The following is a 17,819-nucleotide window of genomic DNA, read 5'->3' as shown; positions in this document are numbered from 1 at the left end:
GATGACTGCCGGACGAGACAAGACCGAAGCCGTGATCGGCAATGCCACGGTGGTGCTGGCGGACCGCGTGATCGCGCGCGGCTGGGTGGCGATCGCGCAGGGCCGCATTGTCGAGGTCGGCGAAGGGGCGGCGCCGGCGGGCAGCGAGGACATGGCCGGCGACCTGGTGATGCCGGGCCTCGTCGAACTGCACACCGATCATCTCGAGTCGCATTACCTGCCGCGACCCAAGGTGCTCTGGAATCCGGTGGCCGCGGTGGTGTCCTACGACGGTCAGCTCGCCACCTCGGGCATCACCACGGTGCTGGATTCGCTGCGGGTCTGGCGCGAGGAGGGAGCGCCCGATGCGGATGGGCAGGCAGGCGTGCTCGCGAGCGCGATCAGCACCGCCCGCGAGGCCGGGCTGTTGCGCGCCGATCACTATCTCCATCTGCGCTGCGAGGTGCCGATGCCGAGCGTGGTCGACGAAGCGAGGGAACTGGTCGATCGCCCGGATGTCCGGCTGATGTCGCTGATGGACCATACCCCCGGCCAGCGCCAGTTCCGGGACGAGCTCAAGCTGCGCGACTACTACCGCGGCAAGAGCGGTGGCCTGACCGACGCTGAACTCGATGTGATGTTCGCCCGCCGCGTGGCCTATCAGCAGGCCTATGCCGAACCCAATCTGCGGGCGATCGTCGCACTTGCTCATGCCCGGGGCGTGCCGCTGGCTAGCCACGACGACACCACGGCGGAGAACGTGCAGGATGCGCTGCGCGACGGCGTCGCAGTGGCGGAGTTTCCCACCACCCTGGAGGCAGCGCGCGCCTTGCGCGATGCCGGCATCGCCATCCTGATGGGCGCGCCCAACGTGGTGCGCGGCGGTTCTCATTCCGGCAATATCGCCGCGGTCGACCTTGCCCGCGACGGACTGCTGGATATCCTGTCGTCGGATTATGTCCCTTCGAGCCTGCTGATGGGCGCATTGCAGTTACCCCGCCACGTACCCGGGATTGATCTCGCCGCCGCAGTGCGGACCGTGACGCGTCGGCCGGCGCAGGCGGTGGGGCTCGACGATCGCGGTGAAATCGCGCCCGGACTGCGCGCCGATCTGATCCGCGTCCATGTGGCGCATGACGTGCCGGCGGTGCGCGGGGTCTGGCGCGAGGGGACGCGGGTAGCATGACGGATCGGCCGGTGACCACGGGCGGGCGCCTCGTCCTCGTCGTCGGTCCCAGCGGCGCCGGCAAGGATACGCTGATCGCGCGTGCCGCGGTGGCATGCAGCAGCGACCCGGGCATCGTCTTCCCGCGACGGATTGTCACCCGCGAGCCGAGCATTCACGAAACCAACCACACGGTCAGCGAGACCGAATTCGTCGCCGCGCGCGCGCGTGGCGACTACGCGCTGGACTGGCAGGCTCACGGCTTGAGCTACGCGCTGCCGCGGACCATCGACCATGATCTCGCCGCCGGGAGGACCGTCGTCGTCAATGTCTCGCGGCGGATCGTCGAGCAGGCGCGGCGGCGCTACCGGACGGTGGGCATCGCCGTCATGGTCGTGCTGGTCACCGCGCCACCGGATCTGCTGGCGGCGAGGCTTGCGGCCCGAGGCCGCGTCAGCGACGGCAGTATCGACCATCGCCTGCGTCGCGACGTCGGTGCCATCGTGCCCGACGTGACCATCGAGAATACCGGTTCCGCGGACCACCACACCGGCGAACTTCTTGCTGCGATCAGGAGTTGTTACCATCCTTGATGTGATCTCGATCCGGCAGGTGAGCCGTTGGCTTCAGCCCGGCTCGTTTCCGTCCCATTCGTTTCAGTGAGTGTGAGGAGGCCGGTCCGTTGTCCGTCATCAGTTCGATCGAGCAGCTCGAAGCCATCTATGGCGAAACCGGCGAGACCTCGACCGCCAAGGTCGCCGGCCGCGTCACTCCGTCCTATCGCCGCCTGATCGAGGCGTCGCCTTTCGTTGCGCTGGCCACAGCCGGGCCCGACGGCCTCGATTGCTCGCCGCGCGGCGACAGGGGCGGCGTCGTTCATATCCACGACGACAGGACGCTGATGCTGCCGGATCGCCGCGGCAACAACCGGATCGATTCGCTGCGCAACATCGTCCGCGATCCACGTTGCGCGCTGTTGTTCCTGATCCCCGGCTCCGGCACCACCTTGCGCGCCAATGGCCACGCTCATCTCTCGATCGACCAGGAGCTGCTCGCGCGCTTCGCGGTCGAAGGCAAGTCGCCGCGCAGCGTGCTCGTTTTCACCATCGCCGAACTCTATTTCCAGTGCGCACGCGCCATCGTTCGTTCGGAGCTGTGGAGTAAGGCCCGTCATGTCGATCCATCCGGCCTGCCGACGCCGGGTCAGATCCTTGCCGAAATGAGCGGCAGTCGCGTCGGTGGCGACGACTACGACCGCGCCTGGCCGGAGCGGGCGCGCCAGACGCTGTGGTAGGTCCGCTCAGCGGGTCATGATCGGCGGTGCGGCGAGGGTCTGGGCTTCGGCGCGGGAGAGGCCCTGCCAGCCGAGCCAGCCGGTATAGAGCCCGACCAGCACGATCACCGCGGCCGAAACGTAGGGCGCCCGGCGGGCAAAAGTCGTAAATCCCGACCAGCGGCCCGCGATATGTTTGAGGCTGAGCGCCGCCAGCACGCCGGCCGAGACCATGGTCAAGGCAAGGCCGAGACCGAAGCAGATGACCAGGGCGAAGCCGAGGCTGAGCTGGCGAAGCTGAATGCAGAGCAGCAGTACGGTGATGGCGGCCGGGCAGGGGATGAGGCCACCGGTGAGGCCGAACAGCATGATTTGCGCGGTGGTGATCGACCCTCCGGCGAAGCGGCGGCGGATTTCGGCGGCATGGGCGCGGGCATGCGCGTCGTCCTCCTCGCCGAGATCGAGGGCTGAAGGATCGTGCTCGGCGAAATCGAGGTCGTGGCTCTCGGCGGTGGTGCTGCCGCGGTCGATGCGCAGCCGGGCGGTGAAGGCGTGCGGCTCGGGAATGATGTCGAGGCTCTCCAGATGATCGCCGCGCGCGGCCATGGCGAAGGTCTGTCGCGCCCCGTCGGCGCGCCGGGTTTCGATAGTCACGGATGAGGCCGCCGGTAGCACGCCTGTCTCGCCGCACAGGCGCCAGCGCGGCGGCACGCCGTCCTCGATGATCGCCAGGGTCAGCAGGCCCGCCGTGGCGGAGATTGGCCTCACGTCGTCATGGTGATGGTGGTGCGCCTCGTGCTGTTCGCGCCAGGTCCGCCACGTCATCCAGCCGGCGATGCCCAGAATGACGACCGCAGAGCCGAGCTGGAAATACGGCTCGGCGGCCTCGCCGCCCCAATGCTGGCCGAAAGCGAGCCCGCCCAGCGCCATCGTCCACACCACCGCGGTATGGGAGAGCGCAGCCGAGAGGCCGAGCAGCACGGCCTGGGCGATGGTGCCGCGGATGGCGATGATGAAGGCCGCCATCATGGTCTTGGAATGGCCGGGCTCGAGCCCATGCAATGCGCCGAGCAGCACCGCAGTCGGCGCGAACAACCAGGCATGGGCTGCTCCCTGCTGCAGCAGTGCGGTCAATTCGGTCATGGCGCCTATTTCAGATAGGTCCGCACCACCTCGATCAGCTCGGCGGCGCCCTCGGCGCGGGCGCGATCGCTGTCTCGGGCGGGATCGACCACATGATGGCGGATATGGTCCTCGATGAGCTCGGCGGTCAGGCCATTGACGGCGCCGCGGACCGAGGCGACCAGCATCAGGACATCGGCGCAGCCGAGTTCGGCTTCGAGGCCGCGCTCCACCGCTTCAAGCTGACCGCGGATCCGGCGCACCCGCGCCAGCAGGCGCGACTTCTGCTTGATGGTATGCATGAATCAATCATATAGGGGGGTACCCTATATAGCAAGCAAGCGGCGGCGGCTGGAGCGGGCGCTACGCCGTTTGGCGTAGCCGCTCGACGACGTACTCGTGCACGGCGAGGCGGTCGCGGCCCTGCTTCTTGGCGACGTAGAGCGCCTGGTCGGCTTCGCTGATCAGCCGGTCCATGTCCCGGCCGATCCGTGGACACCATTCGGCGATGCCGATGCTGGTGGTGATCGGAATTCGCTGCCCCTTCCACTCGACCTGCGCCTTGCGGCAAGCCTTGACCAGATTGCGCGCCAGCAGCGCCGCCTCGGTCAGGCGGGTCGCCGGCAGGATCACGCAGAACTCGTCGCCGCCGGAGCGGGCGAGGAGATCCGTTGAACGCAGCCGTTCGGCGATCGTGCGCGTGAAGACGCGCAGGCATTCGTCGCCGGCAGCGTGGCCGTAGGTGTCGTTGATGATCTTGAAATCGTCGATGTCGATCACCAGCAGCGAGAAGGCCACCGGTGTGCGCGCGGCAAGGGCGCAGGCTTCGGAGAGCCGGCCCAGGAACTGGCGGCGGTTGGCGATACCGGTGAGGTCGTCGGCCAGGGCCAGCGCCGCGACTTCGCCGCGAAGGCGATCGATCGCCATCAGCACGAGGCCGAAATTGGCCATCAAACCGGCGAACACCAGCATCAGGAAGGCGACCGCCTGCAGCGCATTGAATTGGACGAGCTCGATCGGGCCGCCCAAATCCAGAAGGGCAAACACCGAACGCGCCACGTGCACCGCGGTGACAATGCCGCACGTGATCGCGACGAGATTGGCGCCCGGGCTGCGCTGTGGCGATGGGCGGTTGCGCAGGTCACGGATGATCTCGATCAGCACATAGGATTCGGCCATCGAGAACACGGTCAGACGCAGCGGGATGCTGTCATGGAAGAAAAGATCGAGAGCGAGGACGCTGGCCGTTGCCGCGGTAAGGACGATGCTGGCCTTGACCGGCGCCGGCCGTCCGTAGAACTGACGTACGCCGGCCCAAAGAAAGCAGACGCCCATGATCATCAGGCCGTTGCCGATGACGACAGGAAAGAACGGAGGTATGACTCCGCGGAGCATGCCGAGGCTGCAGGCCATGGCGGTGATCAGCGTGCCAATCTGCCAGGAGCGGGCCGATTGGAACGAGGGATAGCTCTGCGCGATATAGCTCCACACCACCAGCAACGAAACGAAATTCGCCCAGACCACGATGTGGATGGTGGAAACGCTCAAATTCATCCGCTGCCGTCCTGACGCCGCGCTCGCGGCTGTTGCCGGAAGGACGCGTGCACCCCATTGACGTCGGCAAATCTGGCGATCTGCGCTTAAGAATCCCTCACCTGTTCCAGGGCCAAGGCCGGCGTGGTTTCTTATTGATGAAGGCGAAGGCGCGGATTGTCGGCGTCATCGGTGCAGGGCGGTAGGCGCGACGCCTGGCTCAGAGCTGCACCATGCGCTTGCCGCGATTTTCGCCGGCGAGCAGGCCGACCAGGGCCTGCGGGGTGTTTTCCAGTCCGTTCACGATATCCTCCTGCACCTTGAGGCGGCCGGAGGCCACCCAGGTCTGCAGATCGGCAAGTGCCTCGGCGCGCTGGTCGTCGAAATCCATGACGATGAAGCCCTGCATGGTGAGGCGCTTGACCACGATCAGCCCCGGCACGCCGCGCGGACCGTGGGCGGCGGGCGCGCCGTCATACTGGGAAATCGCGCCGCAGCAGGCGATGCGCCCGAACAGGTTCATCTGGGCGAGGCAGGCTTCGAGAATGTCGCCGCCGACATTGTCAAAATAGACGTCGATGCCGTTCGGCGCCGCGGCCTTGAGCGGCTTGAACACCGGGCCGGCCTTGTAATCGACGGCTGCGTCGAAGCCGAGTTCGCTGGTCAGCCAATGGCATTTGTCCGTGCCGCCGGCGATGCCGACGACGCGGCAATCCTTGATCTTGGCGATCTGGCCGACGATCGAGCCGACCGAACCCGCCGCGGCGGAAACCACCACGGTCTCGCCCGCCTTGGGGCGTCCGATCTTGAGCAGGCCGAAATAGGCGGTCAGTCCGGCGATCCCATAGACGCTCAGCAGATAGGTCAGCGGCTCGATCCGTGGCAGCTTGACGAGGTGCTTTGCCGGCACGGCGGCGTAGTCCTGCCAGCCGGTGTCGCCGAACACGAGGTCTCCCGGCTCGAGGCCGGGTGCTCTCGATTCGACAACCTCGGCGAGGGCGCCGCCGGCCATCACACTGTTGGTTTCGATCGCGGAGCGGTAGGTGGCGCCGTGCATCCAGGCGCGATTGGCGGCGTCCAAAGAGATGCAGCGCACCCGCAGCAGAACCTCGCCGTCCGCTGGTTGCGGGATCGCCGTCTGCGTCAGGCGGAAATGCTCCGGCCCGAGCTTGCCGGCCGGCTTTTCGACGAGCAGGATCTGTCGGTTCAATGTCTCGGTCATGGGCGTTCCTCCTGAACATCCGCGCGAGCCATCGCCGGTCGCGTCGTTGGAAAGTTTGGGCCGCAAGCATCGGACCACTACAGAGCGGCGCCGGCCTGCACAAGGCCCGGCGCCACCCGAGACGCTCAGGCGATCACAAGCCTGACGTCGATGTTGTTGCGGGTCGCGTTGGAATAGGGGCAGACTTCGTGGGCCTTGCTCACCAGGGCTTCGGCCTGCTCGCGCGGTAGCCCGGGGATGGTGACTTTCAACTCGGCTTCGATGCCGAAACCGCTTGTCGTCGGTCCGAAGCCGACGGTGCCCTCGACCGTGGTGGTATCGGGGATCGCCACCTTGGCGCGGCCGGCGACGAACTTCAGCGCGCCGAGAAAACAGGCCGAATAGCCGGCCGCGAACAGCTGCTCCGGGTTGGTGCCGACGCCGCCGGCGCCGCCCATTTCCTTCGGCGTCGTGAGCTTGAGATCCAGCACGTTGTCGGACGATACGGCGCGTCCGTCGCGGCCGCCGGTAACGGTGGCATGGGCCCGATAGACGACTTTCTGGAGCGACATGGCTGATCCTTTCAGGTTTGCGGCAATTAGATTGTGCGCAATCTAATTGCTGTCTATTTCTTGTCAAGCCAGCCGTTCCGGCTGATGATGCCGCGGTTGAGAGGAAGAATGCCCATGACCCGCAAAGCCAGCACGCCGACTCCGCCGCAGTTGCGTCTCGACAACCAGCTCTGCTTCGCGGTCTATGCCGCTGCCCACAGCTTCGCCCAGGCCTACAAGCCGTTTCTCGATCCCGTCGGCCTGACCTACCCGCAATATCTCGTCCTGCTGGAATTGTGGGAGGTGGATGGCCGCACCGTGAAGCAGCTCGGCGAGCCGCTGTTTCTCGACAGCGGCACTTTGACGCCGATGCTCAAGCGCATGGAGGCGGCGGGCTGGATCGTCCGGCGGCGCGATGTACAGGACGAGCGCGCGGTCCGCGTCACGCTGACCGAAAAGGGCCGGGCCTTTCAGAAGGAGGCGCGGCGGATCCCGGCGGCGCTGATGTGCGCCGGCGGGCTCGATGTGGCCGCCGTGGCCGCGCTGCGCGGCCGCCTCAAGCGCGTCGCCGCGAATTTGCGTGAGGCGGCCAAGGCTGGCGAGGCCTGAAGCCTCGTCCAAAGCCCTCAGCGGCCCGGCTGGGTCTCCTGCTGCGCCAGCTCGACCGCCATCTGCGCCACGAGCTCGACCGCGAGGGCGTCCGGTGAAGCGAGCCAGCTTGCCGCGAAGGTCAGCGCCGGGATGGCGAGTTCAGTGTCGAGCAGTTGCAGCCGGCCGTCGGCGATCTCGTTTGCGACAATCGCGCTCGGGATCACGGCGATGCCGAGTCCCTCGATCGCCATGTGGATGACGGTGGCCAGCGACGCGCTGGCATGCAACCGCACCGAGGGCAGGTCGGGGCGGTTGAACAGCGAACGGATCAGCTCATAAGGCTGGGTCTTGCGCGGAAAGGTGATGATTGCGAACTGCGCGAGATCCTGGGCCGTCAGCGTGCGGTCGCCGAGCTGCAGCGAAGGGCTGGCGACAAAGGCATTGGGATAGTCGCACAGCACGCGGTTGCGCACCGAAGGCGCGGTGATCGGGCCGAGCAGGAGGGCGAGGTCGATCTCGTGGGCGAGCAGGCGCGAGCGCAGGTTGGGCGTGATGTCGACCTCGATTTCCAGCGACAGATTGGGGTAGGCGGTGTTCACCTGCTTGACGAGGCGAGACAGCCAGGTGTGGACGATGGTTTCCGCGACGCCGAGCCGCAACACGCCGCGCATGGCCGAGCGATCGCGCACGGCGGCCAGCATTTCGGCGCGCAGGCCGAGCAGCTTTTCCGCATAGGCCAACATCTGCCGCCCGCCCGGGGTCGGCAGCACCGAGCGGCTGTCCCGCTGCAGCAGCTTCACCCCCATGTCGACTTCCAGCTGGGCAATGCGCTGGGAAATCGCCGGCTGGGTGGTGTTCAGCTTCAGTGCGGCGCCCCGGAAGCTGCCCAGTGTCACCACCCAGACGAAGGTCTCGATATTCCGGAAGTCGATCATGGCCGGCCGGGTGGCGATAAGTATGGGTTATCAAGATTGATCCAAAAAGACGATTAGACATTATCATTCCGCGGTGGTGCACTGTCGACAGAAATCAATGCTCCAAAGCCGGCCATTCAGAGAACAGGGGTGCCGATGACCGCGAGCGCGTCGTCCCGATCCGAGCCGCTGCCGAGCCGGGAGGCCCGGCTCGCCTGCCGCGCCGGGCAGATCACCGGTCCCACCGCCAACATCGCCAACGGCTATGTCCAGGGGAATCTGGCCATCCTGCCTGAGCGGCTTGCCGCCGCCTTCCATCGCTTCTGCCAGCTCAATCCCAAGCCGTGCCCGGTCATCGGCATGTCCGAGGTCGGCGATCCGCGCATTGCCTCTCTCGGTCTCGACCTCGATATCCGCACCGATCTGCCGCGCTATCGGGTCTGGCGTCACGGCGAACTCGTCGAGGAGCGGACCGACATCATGGCGCACTGGCGCGACGATCTCGTCGCCTTCGTGATCGGCTGCTCCTTCTCCTTCGAGGAGGCGCTGATGGCCGACGGGCTCGGCATCCGTCACATCGAGGAGGGCCGCAACGTGCCGATGTATCGCACCAACAGAGCCTGCGTGCCGGCCGGCCCCTTCGCCGGTCCGATGGTGGTATCGATGCGTCCCTTCACGCCGGCGGGCGCCATTCGCGCCATCCAGATCACCACGCGTTTTCCTTCGGTGCATGGCGCGCCGGTGCATTTCGGCGATCCGTCGCAGATCGGCATCGCCGACATCGCCAGGCCCGACTATGGCGACGCGGTGAGCATCGCGCCGGGCGAAGTGCCGGTATTTTGGGCGTGCGGAGTCACCCCTCAGTCGGTCATTCTCGAATCGAAACCCGAATTCGCCATCACCCACGCGCCGGGCGCGATGCTCGTCACCGACCGGCGCAACAGCGAACTCGCCATTCAATGAAGCCGCCGACGGCCGCCGCGCCGCGGCGCCGTCAAACCTTGGGAGCTACCTCGATGAACCGTCGCGAAGTGCTGTTGTCCGGTGCCGCCTTGTCCCTGCTCGGGACCAGGGCCTTCGCCCAGTCGGGCGGCGAGATTGCGATCGGTGCATTGTGGCCCTTCACCGGCGCCAGCGCCCAGGTCGGCGCCGATGCAAAGCATGCGCTGGAAACCGCGGTCGACATCGTCAACAACGCCCATGACCTCGATCTGATCGCGGCGAAGAACGCCGGTATCGCCGGGCTCGGCAATGCCAGGATCAAGCTGATCTTTGCCGATCACCAGGGCGATCCGCAGAAGGGTCGTGCCGAAGCCGAACGACTGATCACCCAGGACAAGGTGGTGGCGATCGCCGGCGCCTTCCATTCCTCGGTGTCGAGCACTGCCAGTGTCGCCTGTGAGCGCTATGGTGTTCCCTATGTCGCCGCCGATTCCTCATCGCCGACGCTGCATACCCGCGGCCTGAAATTCTTCTTCCGCCCGGCGGCCCACGACGAGATGTTCTCGGTGGCGATGTTCGATTTCCTCGACGCCCAGCGCAAGGCCGGCAAGAAGATCGAAAGCGTCGGCCTGTTCTTCGAGGACACCATCTTCGGCACGGATTCCTCCAATATCCAGCGCAAGCTCGCCGGCGAGCGCGGCTACAAGGTGGTCGCCGACATCAAATACAAGTCGAACTCGCCGTCGCTGACCGCCGAGGTTCAGCAGCTCAAGAGCGCCAATCCCGACGTGCTGCTGCCGTCGAGCTACACCACCGACGCGATCCTGCTCGTCAAGACCATGGACGAACTCGGCTACAAGCCGAAGAATATCGTGGCCCAGGCCGCCGGCTTCGCCGACAAGGCCTATTTCGATGCGGTCGGCGACAAGTCGATCGGGCTGTTGTCGCGCGCCAGCTTCTCCCTCGACATGGCGCAGAAGCGGCCCTCGATCCTCAAGGTCAACGAGATGTTCAAGGCGAGAGCCGGCCGCGATCTCAATGACAACACCTCGCGCCAGCTGATGTCGATCCTGGTGCTGGCCGACGCGATCGACCGGGCCAAGTCGACCGACGGCGAAAAGGTCCGTGCTGCCCTCGCCGAGACCGACATCCCCGGCGAGCGCACCATCATGCCGTGGAAGCGCGTCAAGTTCGGCCCCGATGGCCAGAACGCCGACGCCGATCCGGTGCTGATCCAGTACATCGGCGGCAAGTTCGTCACGGTCTATCCCGCCGCGGTGGCGGTGTCCGAGCCGCTCTGGCCGATGAACGCCTGATCCCCGCAATCTAGTGCGGCGTCTCGCAATTGCCTACCGCCTTTGCGGCCAGTCTGTCGTAGGCAATTGCGAGACGCCACACTAGCGGGTACCGCCGGCGCCCGCCGGACCATTGTTGTGTTTCCGATTGCCGGCGCGCGGCGCCGGCCCGATGGATGTTGCATATGCCCAGTACGCAGGCCTTGCTGCAGGTTCTGGCGAGCGGACTGTTGATGGGGCTGCTCTACGCCCTGATCGCGGTCGGCCTGTCGCTGATCTTCGGACTGATGGACGTCGTCAATTTTGCTCATGGCGAATTCCTGATGCTCGCCATGTACGCCACCTTCGGCCTCGTGACGGCGACGACGCTCGATCCGATCCTGATGGCGCCGCTGGTGGTCGCCATCATGTTCGCGGTGGGGGTGTCCGCCTATGCCGGGGTGGTGCGCTACGCCATGCGGGCCAGGACCAACCAGGGCATGGTGCAGATCTTCGCCACCTTCGGTCTCGCCATCCTGATCCAGGGCGTGGCGCAATATATCTTCACCCCGGATTTCCGCAGCATCTCGCACTCCTGGCTCGGCGGCAGGACGCTCGACCTCGGCGGCGTCTTCCTGCCCTGGCCGCAGATCTTCGGCGGCGTCATCTCGCTGCTGACCTTCGGCGGCCTCTTCCTCCTGATCACCCGCACCGATTTCGGCAAGGCGCTGGAGGCGACGCGCGAGGACCAGGGGGCGGTCGCTCTCGTCGGTATCGACCGCAATCGCGTCTTCGCCCTCGGCTGGGGTCTCGGTGCGGCGCTGGTCGGGCTCGCCGGCGCCGTACTCGCGATCTTCTATTATGTCCATCCCAATGTCGGCGGCCCCTTCGCGATGATCGCCTATGTCACCGTGGCGCTCGGCGGCTTCGGCAGCATCTTCGGCGCGCTCGCCGCGGGCGTCATCGTCGGCCTGGTCGAGGCGCTGACCACGTTGATCCTGCCGCCGGCGCTCAAGTCCGTGGGCATCTACGCGCTCTATCTCGGCGTCCTGTTCGTCCGGCCGAGCGGCCTGTTCGGGAGACTGTGATGAAATCCTCTCCCGTCGCCGGTCATCTCGCCGCCCGTCGCCGCCAGCTCATCGTCGCCGCCGTGGTTTTCGTCGTGCTGGCGGCGCTGCCGAAGCTGATTTCCGACGTCTATATGATGAACGTCCTGATCCTGACGGTGCTGTTTGCCGCGCTGTCGCAGAGCTGGAATATTCTCGGGGGCTATTGCGGCCAGGTCTCGCTCGGCCACGCGCTCTATTTCGGCATCGGCGCCTATGCCACCAGCATCCTGTTCGTCAAATTCGGTATCATGCCCTGGATCGGCCTCGCCGGCGGCGGCCTGTTGGCGGCGCTCGTCGCGCTGGCGCTCGGCTATCCCTGTTTCCGCCTCAAGGGGCATTACTTCTCCATCGCCACCATCGTCATCGCTGAAATCGGGCTGTTGCTGGTCCACAACTGGGATTATGCCGGCGCCGCGCTGGGCATCCAGTGGCCATTCGGCCGCGACAGCTGGTGGACGCTGCAATTCGCCCGCGACAAGGCGCCGTACTTCTATTTCGTGCTCGGCCTTGCCGCGGTGGTCTGGATCGTCACCTACCTGATCGTCGAATCGCGCTGGGGCTATTGGTGGCGGGCGGTCAAGGACAACCCCGAGGCCGCCGAGAGCCTCGGTGTCACGGTCTTCCATTCCAAGATGGCGGCGGCCGGCGTTTCGGCCTTCTTCACCGCCATCGGTGGCGGCTTCTATGCGGCATTCGTCTCCTATATCGATCCGGAAAGCGTGATGCAGTTCCGCTTCTCCCTGCTGATGGCGCTTCCGGCCGTGCTCGGCGGCATCAATTCGCTGTGGGGCCCCGCGGTCGGCGCGCTGATCCTGATCCCGCTGGCCGAGCTGACGCGCTCCTATATGGGCGGCACCGGCTCAGGCCTCGATCTCGCGGTCTATGGCCTGCTCATCATGGTGGTGTCGCTGACCCGTCCCGAAGGCATCCTCAGCGTGTTCGAAGCCAAGCGGAGGGCGGCGTGATGAGCGAGAGTCTGGTCGCCTGTCGCGGCGTCACCCGCCACTTCGGCGGTCTCGTCGCCAACGACGCCATCGACATGACCATCGGACGCGGCGAGATTCTCGGCCTGATCGGGCCGAACGGCGCCGGCAAGTCGACGCTGTTCAACCTGATCGCCGGCGCCTTCCCGCCGTCGGCTGGCACCATCGGCTTCGAGGGCCGCGACATCACCGCGCTGCCGGCGGCCGAACGTTGCAAGCTCGGCATCGCGCGGACCTACCAGGTGCCGCGCTCCTTCGACTCCATGAGCGTGGTGGAGAACGTCATCGTCGGTGCCTTCGTGCGTTTCCCCCGCGCCGCCGAGGCCCGCGCCCGCGCCATCGAGGTGCTCGACTACGTCGGCCTGATCGACGTCGCCAATGTTTCCGCCGGCGACCTGACGCCGCCGCAAAAGCGCCGGCTCGAGGTTGCCCGAGCCCTCGCCACCGGGCCGAAGCTTCTGCTCCTCGACGAAGTTCTCACTGGCCTGACGCCGAGCGAATCCCGCGCCGGCGCCGAGCTCGTCCGCCGCATCCGCGACAGCGGCATTACGGTGGTGATGGTCGAGCATGTGATGGAGGTGGTGATGCCGCTGGTCGACCGCGCCGTCGTGCTCAATCTCGGCAAGGTGCTGGCCGAAGGCCATCCGCGCGAGGTGGTGCGCAACGAGGACGTCATCGCCGCCTATCTCGGAGACCGCCACCGTGCTGCTTGAGGTTTTTGGTCTCACCACTGCCTATCGCGGCCTGGTCGCCATTTCCGACGTCTCGCTCGGTGTCGCCGCCAACGAGATCGTCACCGTCGCCGGCGCCAACGGCGCCGGCAAATCGACGCTGCTCAAATCCATCGCGGGGATGGAGAAGCCGCGCGCTGGCACCGTGACCTTCTCCGGCCAGCGTATCGAAGCGGTTGCCGCCCATCAGATCACGGCTCGCGGCCTCGCTTACGTGCCGGAGAACAAGCGGCTGTTTCCGCGCCTTTCGGTCGCCGACAACCTGCGCCTCGGCAGCTACCTGTTCCGCGGCCAGAGCGACCGCGACGCGCCGCTCGACTTCGTCTTCAACCTGTTCCCTCGGCTGAAGGAGCGCCTCGCCCAGCGCGCCGGCACGCTGTCGGGCGGCGAACAGCAGATGCTGGCGATCGCGCGGGCGCTGATGACCCGGCCGCGGCTGTTGATGCTCGACGAACCCTCCCAGGGCATCATGCCCAAGCTGGTCGACGAGATCTTCATTGCCGTGCAGAAGATCCGCGATACCGGCGTCACCGTGCTGCTGGTCGAGCAGCGCCTGTCCGAGAGCCTGGAGATTTCCGACCGTGCCTATGTGCTGCAGACCGGCAGCATCGTCATGAGCGGCAAGGCGGCCGAGATTCGCGACAACCCGGAGGTGAGGCGGATCTATCTCGGCATGTAGCCGGGCGGACCGTCGCGACGAAACACACGAAACTTTCGCGTTCGGCCAGCATGGCGTGCGGCTGCCCCGCACGCCCGTGGCCAGCTATTGTCCTTTCTGACGGAGAGCCGAAAATGTCACGCTGGAACTTCTGGATCGACCGCGGCGGCACCTTTACCGACGTGATCGGACGCGACCCGAACGGCGCGCTGCATGCCCGCAAGATGCTGTCGGAAAACCCCGGCGCCTATCGCGATGCGGCCGTCGCCGGTATCCGCGCGCTGCTCGGGCTTACGCCGGGCGCACCGATTCCCGCCGGGGTGATCGATGAGGTGCGGATGGGCACCACGGTCGCCACCAACGCGCTGCTGGAGCGCAAGGGCGACCGTACGCTGTTCGTCACCACCCGCGGTTTCCGCGACGTGCTCGAGCTCGGCTATCAGGACCGCCGCAACATCTTCGCGCGCCAGATCGTCAAACCGGATCAGCTCTATGAGCGCGTCGTCGAGGTCGATGAGCGGGTGCTGGCGGACGGCCGCATCGAGCGGCCGATCGACTTGCCGGCGGCCATCGAGGCGATGAAGGCGGCGTATGAAACCGGCATCCGCGCCGTCGCCATCGCCTTGATCCATGGTTACCGCTATCCAGCCCATGAGCACGCCCTCGCGGTTGCGGCCACGCGCATCGGCTTCACGCAGGTGTCGGCGAGCCACGAGGTGTCGCCGCTGATCAAGCTGGTGGGGCGCGGCGACACCACCGTGGTCGACGCCTATCTGTCGCCGATCCTGCGGCGGTACGTGGCGCAGGTTTCCGAGGAGCTCGATGTCGGGCGGACCGGCATCCGGCTGATGTTCATGATGTCCTCGGGCGGGCTCACCGCCGCGGACCTGTTCCAGGGCCGCGACGCCATTCTCTCCGGTCCTGCGGGCGGTGTCGTCGGCCTGGCGCGCACCGGCGATGCGGCGGGTTTCGACCGCGTGATCGGTTTCGACATGGGAGGGACGTCGACCGACGTCGCGCATTTCGATGGTGAATACGAGCGCGCTTTCGAGACCGAGGTCGCGGGGGTACGCCTGCGCGCGCCGATGATGCTGATCCATACGGTCGCGGCCGGCGGCGGTTCGCTGCTGCAGTTCGACGGCTCCCGTTTCCGGGTCGGGCCGCGGTCCGCCGGCGCCAATCCCGGCCCGGCCTGCTATCGTCGCGGCGGGCCGCTCGCCGTCACCGACGCCAATGTCATGACGGGCAAGCTGATGCCGGAATTCTTCCCGGCCATTTTCGGGCCCGGGCAGGACCAGCCGCTCGACGTCGCGGTGGTGCGCGAGAAATTCACGGCGCTGGCGGCCGAGGTCGGCACTGGCCAGAGCCCCGAACAGGTTGCCGACGGCTTCATCCGGATCGCCGTCGCCAACATGGCGGAGGCGATCAAGAAAATCTCGGTGCAGCGCGGCTATGATGTCACCGGCTACGCGCTGAACTGCTTCGGCGGCGCCGGCGGCCAGCATGCCTGTCTCGTCGCCGACGCACTCGGCATGACCACGGTGCTGATCCATCCGCTGTCCGGCCTGCTCTCGGCCTACGGCATGGGGCTGGCCGACGTCCGCGCCACCCGCGTGCGGGCGCTCGATGTGGCGCAGGAAGCCGCCGCCGGGCCGCTCGGCATCGAAGGGCGCGAACTCGGCGACGTGTGCATCGGCGAGCTCACCGGCCAGGGCGTGGCGCGCAGCGACATCACCGTCAATGTCCGCGCTCATATCCGTTACGCCGGCACCGATACGGCGCTGGAAATTCCGGCCTTCAGCCTCAAGCGCGGCGAGATCGTCGAGGATCGTCGCGCCGAGCTGCGCGAGAATTTCCTGCGCGCCCATCGCAGCCGCTTCGGCTTCGTCGACAACGAAAAGCCGCTGGTGGTGGAGGCGGTCAGCGTCGAGGCCGTCGGCGGCGCCGCGCCGTTCCGCGAGCCGGAACTCGATGCGACCGCCCGCGGCGTGCCGAACGCCGCGGCCCGCGGCCGCTTCTTCAGCGGCGGCACATGGCATGACGCCGCGATCCATCGTCGCGACAATCTCGCGCCGGGGCACGTGGTGCCCGGGCCCGCGGTCATCATCGAGCCGAACCAGACCATCGTGGTCGAGGACGGCTGGGAGGCGCGGCTGACCCGTCACGATCACCTGGTCCTGCTCCGGGTGAAGGCCTTGGCGCCACGCGCCGCGGTCGGCACCAAAGCCGATCCGGTGATGCTCGAGATCTTCAACAATCTCTTCATGTCCATCGCCGAGCAGATGGGTGTGACGCTGCAGAACACCGCCTATTCGGTGAACATCAAGGAGCGGCTCGACTTCTCCTGCGCCATTTTCGACGCGACCGGGGCGCTGGTCGCCAATGCGCCGCACATGCCGGTGCATCTCGGCTCCATGGACAAGTCGGTGGAATCGATCCTGACGCGCAATGCCAACATCCGGCCGGGCGACGTCTATGCCATCAACGCGCCTTACAGCGGCGGTACGCACCTGCCCGATATCACGGTCTGCACCCCGGTGTTCGACGACGACGGCGAAGCCATCCTGTTCTGGATTGCGAGTCGTGGCCATCACGCCGATGTCGGTGGCGTTGCGCCGGGCTCGATGTCGCCGCTCGCGACCACCATCGAGGAGGAAGGCGTCTATATCGACAATTTCAAGCTGGTCGACCGCGGCGCGTTCCGCGAGGCGGAGTTGAACGCGCTGCTCACCGGCGGCCGCTTTCCGGTGCGCAATCCGGTGCAGAACGTCAACGACCTGAAAGCGCAGATCGCCGCCAACGAGAAGGGCGCCGCCGAGCTGAGAAAGATGATTGGCCATTTCGGTCTCGGCGTCGTCAAGGCCTATATGGGCCACGTCCAGGACAATGCCGAGGAGAGCGTGCGGCGGGTGCTCGATCGCCTCGCCGACGGCAGCTTTACCTACGAGTTCGACCAGGGCTCGAAGATCGTGGTGCGGATCACGGTGGACAAGGCGAGGCGCGAGGCGACGGTGGACTTCACCGGCACCAGTGCTCAGCAGCCGGACAACTTCAACGCTCCGGCCCCGGTGACGCGCGCGGCCGTGCTCTACGTCTTCCGTGTCATGGTCGACGACGACATTCCGATGAATGCCGGCTGCTTGCGGCCGATCCGGCTCGTGGTGCCGGACGGATCGATGCTGGCGCCGCGCTACCCCGCTGCGGTGGTGGCCGGCAATGTCGAGGTCAGCCAGGCGGTGACCAACTGCCTGTTCGGCGCGCTGAAGGCGCTGGCCAGTGCCCAGGGCACCATGAACAACCTGACCTTCGGTAACGATCGTTATCAATATTACGAGACAATCTGTTCCGGGGCACCCGCCGGTCCCGATTTCGACGGTGCTCCGGGGGTTCACACCCACATGACCAATTCGCGCCTGACCGACCCGGAGATCCTGGAGACACGGTTTCCGGTGGTGCTGGAGGAATTCTGCATCCGCCGCGGCACGGGCGGTCGCGGCAGGCACAACGCCGGCGACGGTACGAGGCGCACCATTCGCTTCCTCGAGCGGATGGAATGCGCCATCCTCTCCGGTCACCGGCGGGTGCGCCCGTTCGGCCTCGATGGCGGCGAGCCGGGTGAAGTGGGCCAGAACCTGGTGCGGCGGTTGAACGGAGAGATCGAGCGTCTGCCGGGCTGCGCCAGCACGGTGCTCGAAGCCGGCGAGGCGGTCACCATCATCACGCCGACCGGCGGGGGCTATGGTCCTCCGCCGCAGAAAACGTCAGATTGAGTGCGATGAGAGCAGCCTGCTGC

The 17,819-nt window shown here is 66.5% G+C and carries 17 protein-coding genes; 11 read left to right on the top strand and 6 right to left on the bottom strand.

Annotated elements, in window-relative coordinates:
• The first annotated feature begins 1 nt into the window (after window position 1).
• From DB459_RS05395 to DB459_RS05385, 3 genes are all read left to right on the top strand, one after another.
• A complete protein-coding gene (locus DB459_RS05395) occupies window positions 2-1,165 on the top strand; it encodes an alpha-D-ribose 1-methylphosphonate 5-triphosphate diphosphatase (protein ID WP_253711898.1) in 1,164 nt (387 codons plus the stop codon).
• Entirely contained in the window at window positions 1,162-1,737 is a 576-nt protein-coding gene (phnN, locus tag DB459_RS05390) for a phosphonate metabolism protein/1,5-bisphosphokinase (PRPP-forming) PhnN (protein WP_253711897.1), read from the top strand. Before DB459_RS05395 ends, phnN begins: the two co-directional genes overlap by 4 nt.
• Window positions 1,738-1,826: 89 nt before the next feature.
• On the top strand, window positions 1,827-2,438 hold the full coding sequence (locus tag DB459_RS05385; protein WP_253711896.1) for a pyridoxamine 5'-phosphate oxidase family protein: 612 nt from the start codon (window positions 1,827-1,829) through the stop codon (window positions 2,436-2,438).
• Between the two features lie 6 nt (window positions 2,439-2,444).
• Here the strand turns inward: DB459_RS05385 and DB459_RS05380 are convergent, their stop codons facing one another.
• From DB459_RS05380 to DB459_RS05360, 5 genes are all read right to left on the bottom strand, one after another.
• The gene (locus DB459_RS05380; RefSeq protein ID WP_253711895.1) at window positions 2,445-3,560 is read right to left on the bottom strand and encodes a nickel/cobalt efflux transporter; all 1,116 of its coding nucleotides are present in this window, start codon (window positions 3,558-3,560) and stop codon (window positions 2,445-2,447) included.
• A 5-nt stretch (window positions 3,561-3,565) separates the two neighbouring features.
• Window positions 3,566-3,841 carry a metal/formaldehyde-sensitive transcriptional repressor gene (locus DB459_RS05375; protein ID WP_253711894.1) on the bottom strand — a complete coding sequence of 92 codons (276 nt, stop codon included), beginning with the start codon at window positions 3,839-3,841 and terminating at the stop codon, window positions 3,566-3,568.
• Between the two features lie 61 nt (window positions 3,842-3,902).
• Window positions 3,903-5,093 (bottom strand): GGDEF domain-containing protein, encoded by a 1,191-nt coding sequence (locus tag DB459_RS05370; RefSeq protein ID WP_253711893.1) that lies wholly within the window; start codon window positions 5,091-5,093, stop codon window positions 3,903-3,905.
• Window positions 5,094-5,292: 199 nt separating this feature from the next.
• Window positions 5,293-6,294 carry an NADP-dependent oxidoreductase gene (locus tag DB459_RS05365; protein WP_253711892.1) on the bottom strand — a complete coding sequence of 334 codons (1,002 nt, stop codon included), beginning with the start codon at window positions 6,292-6,294 and terminating at the stop codon, window positions 5,293-5,295.
• A 125-nt stretch (window positions 6,295-6,419) separates the two neighbouring features.
• Window positions 6,420-6,845 (bottom strand): organic hydroperoxide resistance protein, encoded by a 426-nt coding sequence (locus DB459_RS05360; protein WP_253711891.1) that lies wholly within the window; start codon window positions 6,843-6,845, stop codon window positions 6,420-6,422.
• Between the two features lie 114 nt (window positions 6,846-6,959).
• Between DB459_RS05360 and DB459_RS05355 the strand changes: the two genes are divergently transcribed.
• On the top strand, window positions 6,960-7,433 hold the full coding sequence (locus tag DB459_RS05355; RefSeq protein ID WP_253711890.1) for a MarR family winged helix-turn-helix transcriptional regulator: 474 nt from the start codon (window positions 6,960-6,962) through the stop codon (window positions 7,431-7,433).
• A 17-nt stretch (window positions 7,434-7,450) separates the two neighbouring features.
• On the opposite strand, the gene DB459_RS05350 is transcribed toward DB459_RS05355, so the two are convergent.
• Window positions 7,451-8,350 carry a LysR family transcriptional regulator gene (locus tag DB459_RS05350; protein ID WP_253711889.1) on the bottom strand — a complete coding sequence of 300 codons (900 nt, stop codon included), beginning with the start codon at window positions 8,348-8,350 and terminating at the stop codon, window positions 7,451-7,453.
• A 135-nt stretch (window positions 8,351-8,485) separates the two neighbouring features.
• Here DB459_RS05350 and DB459_RS05345 point away from each other — a divergent pair, with 135 nt between their 5' ends.
• The 7 genes from DB459_RS05345 (at window position 8,486) to DB459_RS05315 (ending at window position 17,796) form a co-directional block, all read left to right on the top strand.
• Window positions 8,486-9,292, top strand: coding sequence for a putative hydro-lyase (locus DB459_RS05345; protein ID WP_253711888.1), 807 nt, complete (start codon window positions 8,486-8,488; stop codon window positions 9,290-9,292).
• A 53-nt stretch (window positions 9,293-9,345) separates the two neighbouring features.
• Window positions 9,346-10,587 (top strand): ABC transporter substrate-binding protein, encoded by a 1,242-nt coding sequence (locus DB459_RS05340; RefSeq protein ID WP_253711887.1) that lies wholly within the window; start codon window positions 9,346-9,348, stop codon window positions 10,585-10,587.
• A gap of 164 nt (window positions 10,588-10,751) precedes the next feature.
• Window positions 10,752-11,633: a branched-chain amino acid ABC transporter permease gene (locus DB459_RS05335; RefSeq protein ID WP_253711886.1), complete on the top strand. Its 882-nt coding sequence runs from the start codon at window positions 10,752-10,754 to the stop codon at window positions 11,631-11,633.
• Window positions 11,633-12,619 carry a branched-chain amino acid ABC transporter permease gene (locus tag DB459_RS05330; protein WP_253711885.1) on the top strand — a complete coding sequence of 329 codons (987 nt, stop codon included), beginning with the start codon at window positions 11,633-11,635 and terminating at the stop codon, window positions 12,617-12,619. The genes DB459_RS05335 and DB459_RS05330 overlap by 1 nt, the downstream gene beginning before the upstream one ends.
• On the top strand, window positions 12,619-13,350 hold the full coding sequence (locus tag DB459_RS05325; protein WP_253711884.1) for an ABC transporter ATP-binding protein: 732 nt from the start codon (window positions 12,619-12,621) through the stop codon (window positions 13,348-13,350). The genes DB459_RS05330 and DB459_RS05325 overlap by 1 nt, the downstream gene beginning before the upstream one ends.
• Window positions 13,340-14,047, top strand: coding sequence for an ABC transporter ATP-binding protein (locus DB459_RS05320; protein ID WP_371926868.1), 708 nt, complete (start codon window positions 13,340-13,342; stop codon window positions 14,045-14,047). Before DB459_RS05325 ends, DB459_RS05320 begins: the two co-directional genes overlap by 11 nt.
• Window positions 14,048-14,160: 113 nt before the next feature.
• A complete protein-coding gene (locus tag DB459_RS05315; protein ID WP_253711883.1) occupies window positions 14,161-17,796 on the top strand; it encodes a hydantoinase B/oxoprolinase family protein in 3,636 nt (1,211 codons plus the stop codon).
• The last annotated feature ends 23 nt before the right edge of the window (window positions 17,797-17,819 follow it).

Origin of the sequence: Bradyrhizobium sp. WD16 (assembly GCF_024181725.1) — a bacterium.
GTDB lineage: Bacteria > Pseudomonadota > Alphaproteobacteria > Rhizobiales > Xanthobacteraceae > Bradyrhizobium_A.
Note: the sequence above shows the minus strand (reverse complement) of the source record. Positions and strands in the feature narration are given on the sequence as shown.

Bases quoted from the DNA above. Each gene is read 5' to 3' on its own strand.
- DB459_RS05335 (WP_253711886.1), top strand. From the start codon at position 10,752: ATGCCCAGTACGCAGGCCTTGCTGCAGGTTCTGGCGAGCGGACTGTTG.
- DB459_RS05350 (WP_253711889.1), bottom strand. From the start codon at position 8,350: ATGATCGACTTCCGGAATATCGAGACCTTCGTCTGGGTGGTGACACTG.
- DB459_RS05395 (WP_253711898.1), top strand. From the start codon at position 2: ATGACTGCCGGACGAGACAAGACCGAAGCCGTGATCGGCAATGCCACG.
- DB459_RS05340 (WP_253711887.1), top strand. From the start codon at position 9,346: ATGAACCGTCGCGAAGTGCTGTTGTCCGGTGCCGCCTTGTCCCTGCTC.
- DB459_RS05330 (WP_253711885.1), top strand. From the start codon at position 11,633: ATGAAATCCTCTCCCGTCGCCGGTCATCTCGCCGCCCGTCGCCGCCAG.
- DB459_RS05325 (WP_253711884.1), top strand. From the start codon at position 12,619: ATGAGCGAGAGTCTGGTCGCCTGTCGCGGCGTCACCCGCCACTTCGGC.
- DB459_RS05355 (WP_253711890.1), top strand. From the start codon at position 6,960: ATGACCCGCAAAGCCAGCACGCCGACTCCGCCGCAGTTGCGTCTCGAC.
- DB459_RS05375 (WP_253711894.1), bottom strand. From the start codon at position 3,841: ATGCATACCATCAAGCAGAAGTCGCGCCTGCTGGCGCGGGTGCGCCGG.
- DB459_RS05365 (WP_253711892.1), bottom strand. From the start codon at position 6,294: ATGACCGAGACATTGAACCGACAGATCCTGCTCGTCGAAAAGCCGGCC.
- DB459_RS05370 (WP_253711893.1), bottom strand. From the start codon at position 5,093: ATGAATTTGAGCGTTTCCACCATCCACATCGTGGTCTGGGCGAATTTC.
- DB459_RS05380 (WP_253711895.1), bottom strand. From the start codon at position 3,560: ATGACCGAATTGACCGCACTGCTGCAGCAGGGAGCAGCCCATGCCTGG.
- phnN (WP_253711897.1), top strand. From the start codon at position 1,162: ATGACGGATCGGCCGGTGACCACGGGCGGGCGCCTCGTCCTCGTCGTC.
- DB459_RS05360 (WP_253711891.1), bottom strand. From the start codon at position 6,845: ATGTCGCTCCAGAAAGTCGTCTATCGGGCCCATGCCACCGTTACCGGC.
- DB459_RS05345 (WP_253711888.1), top strand. From the start codon at position 8,486: ATGACCGCGAGCGCGTCGTCCCGATCCGAGCCGCTGCCGAGCCGGGAG.
- DB459_RS05315 (WP_253711883.1), top strand. From the start codon at position 14,161: ATGTCACGCTGGAACTTCTGGATCGACCGCGGCGGCACCTTTACCGAC.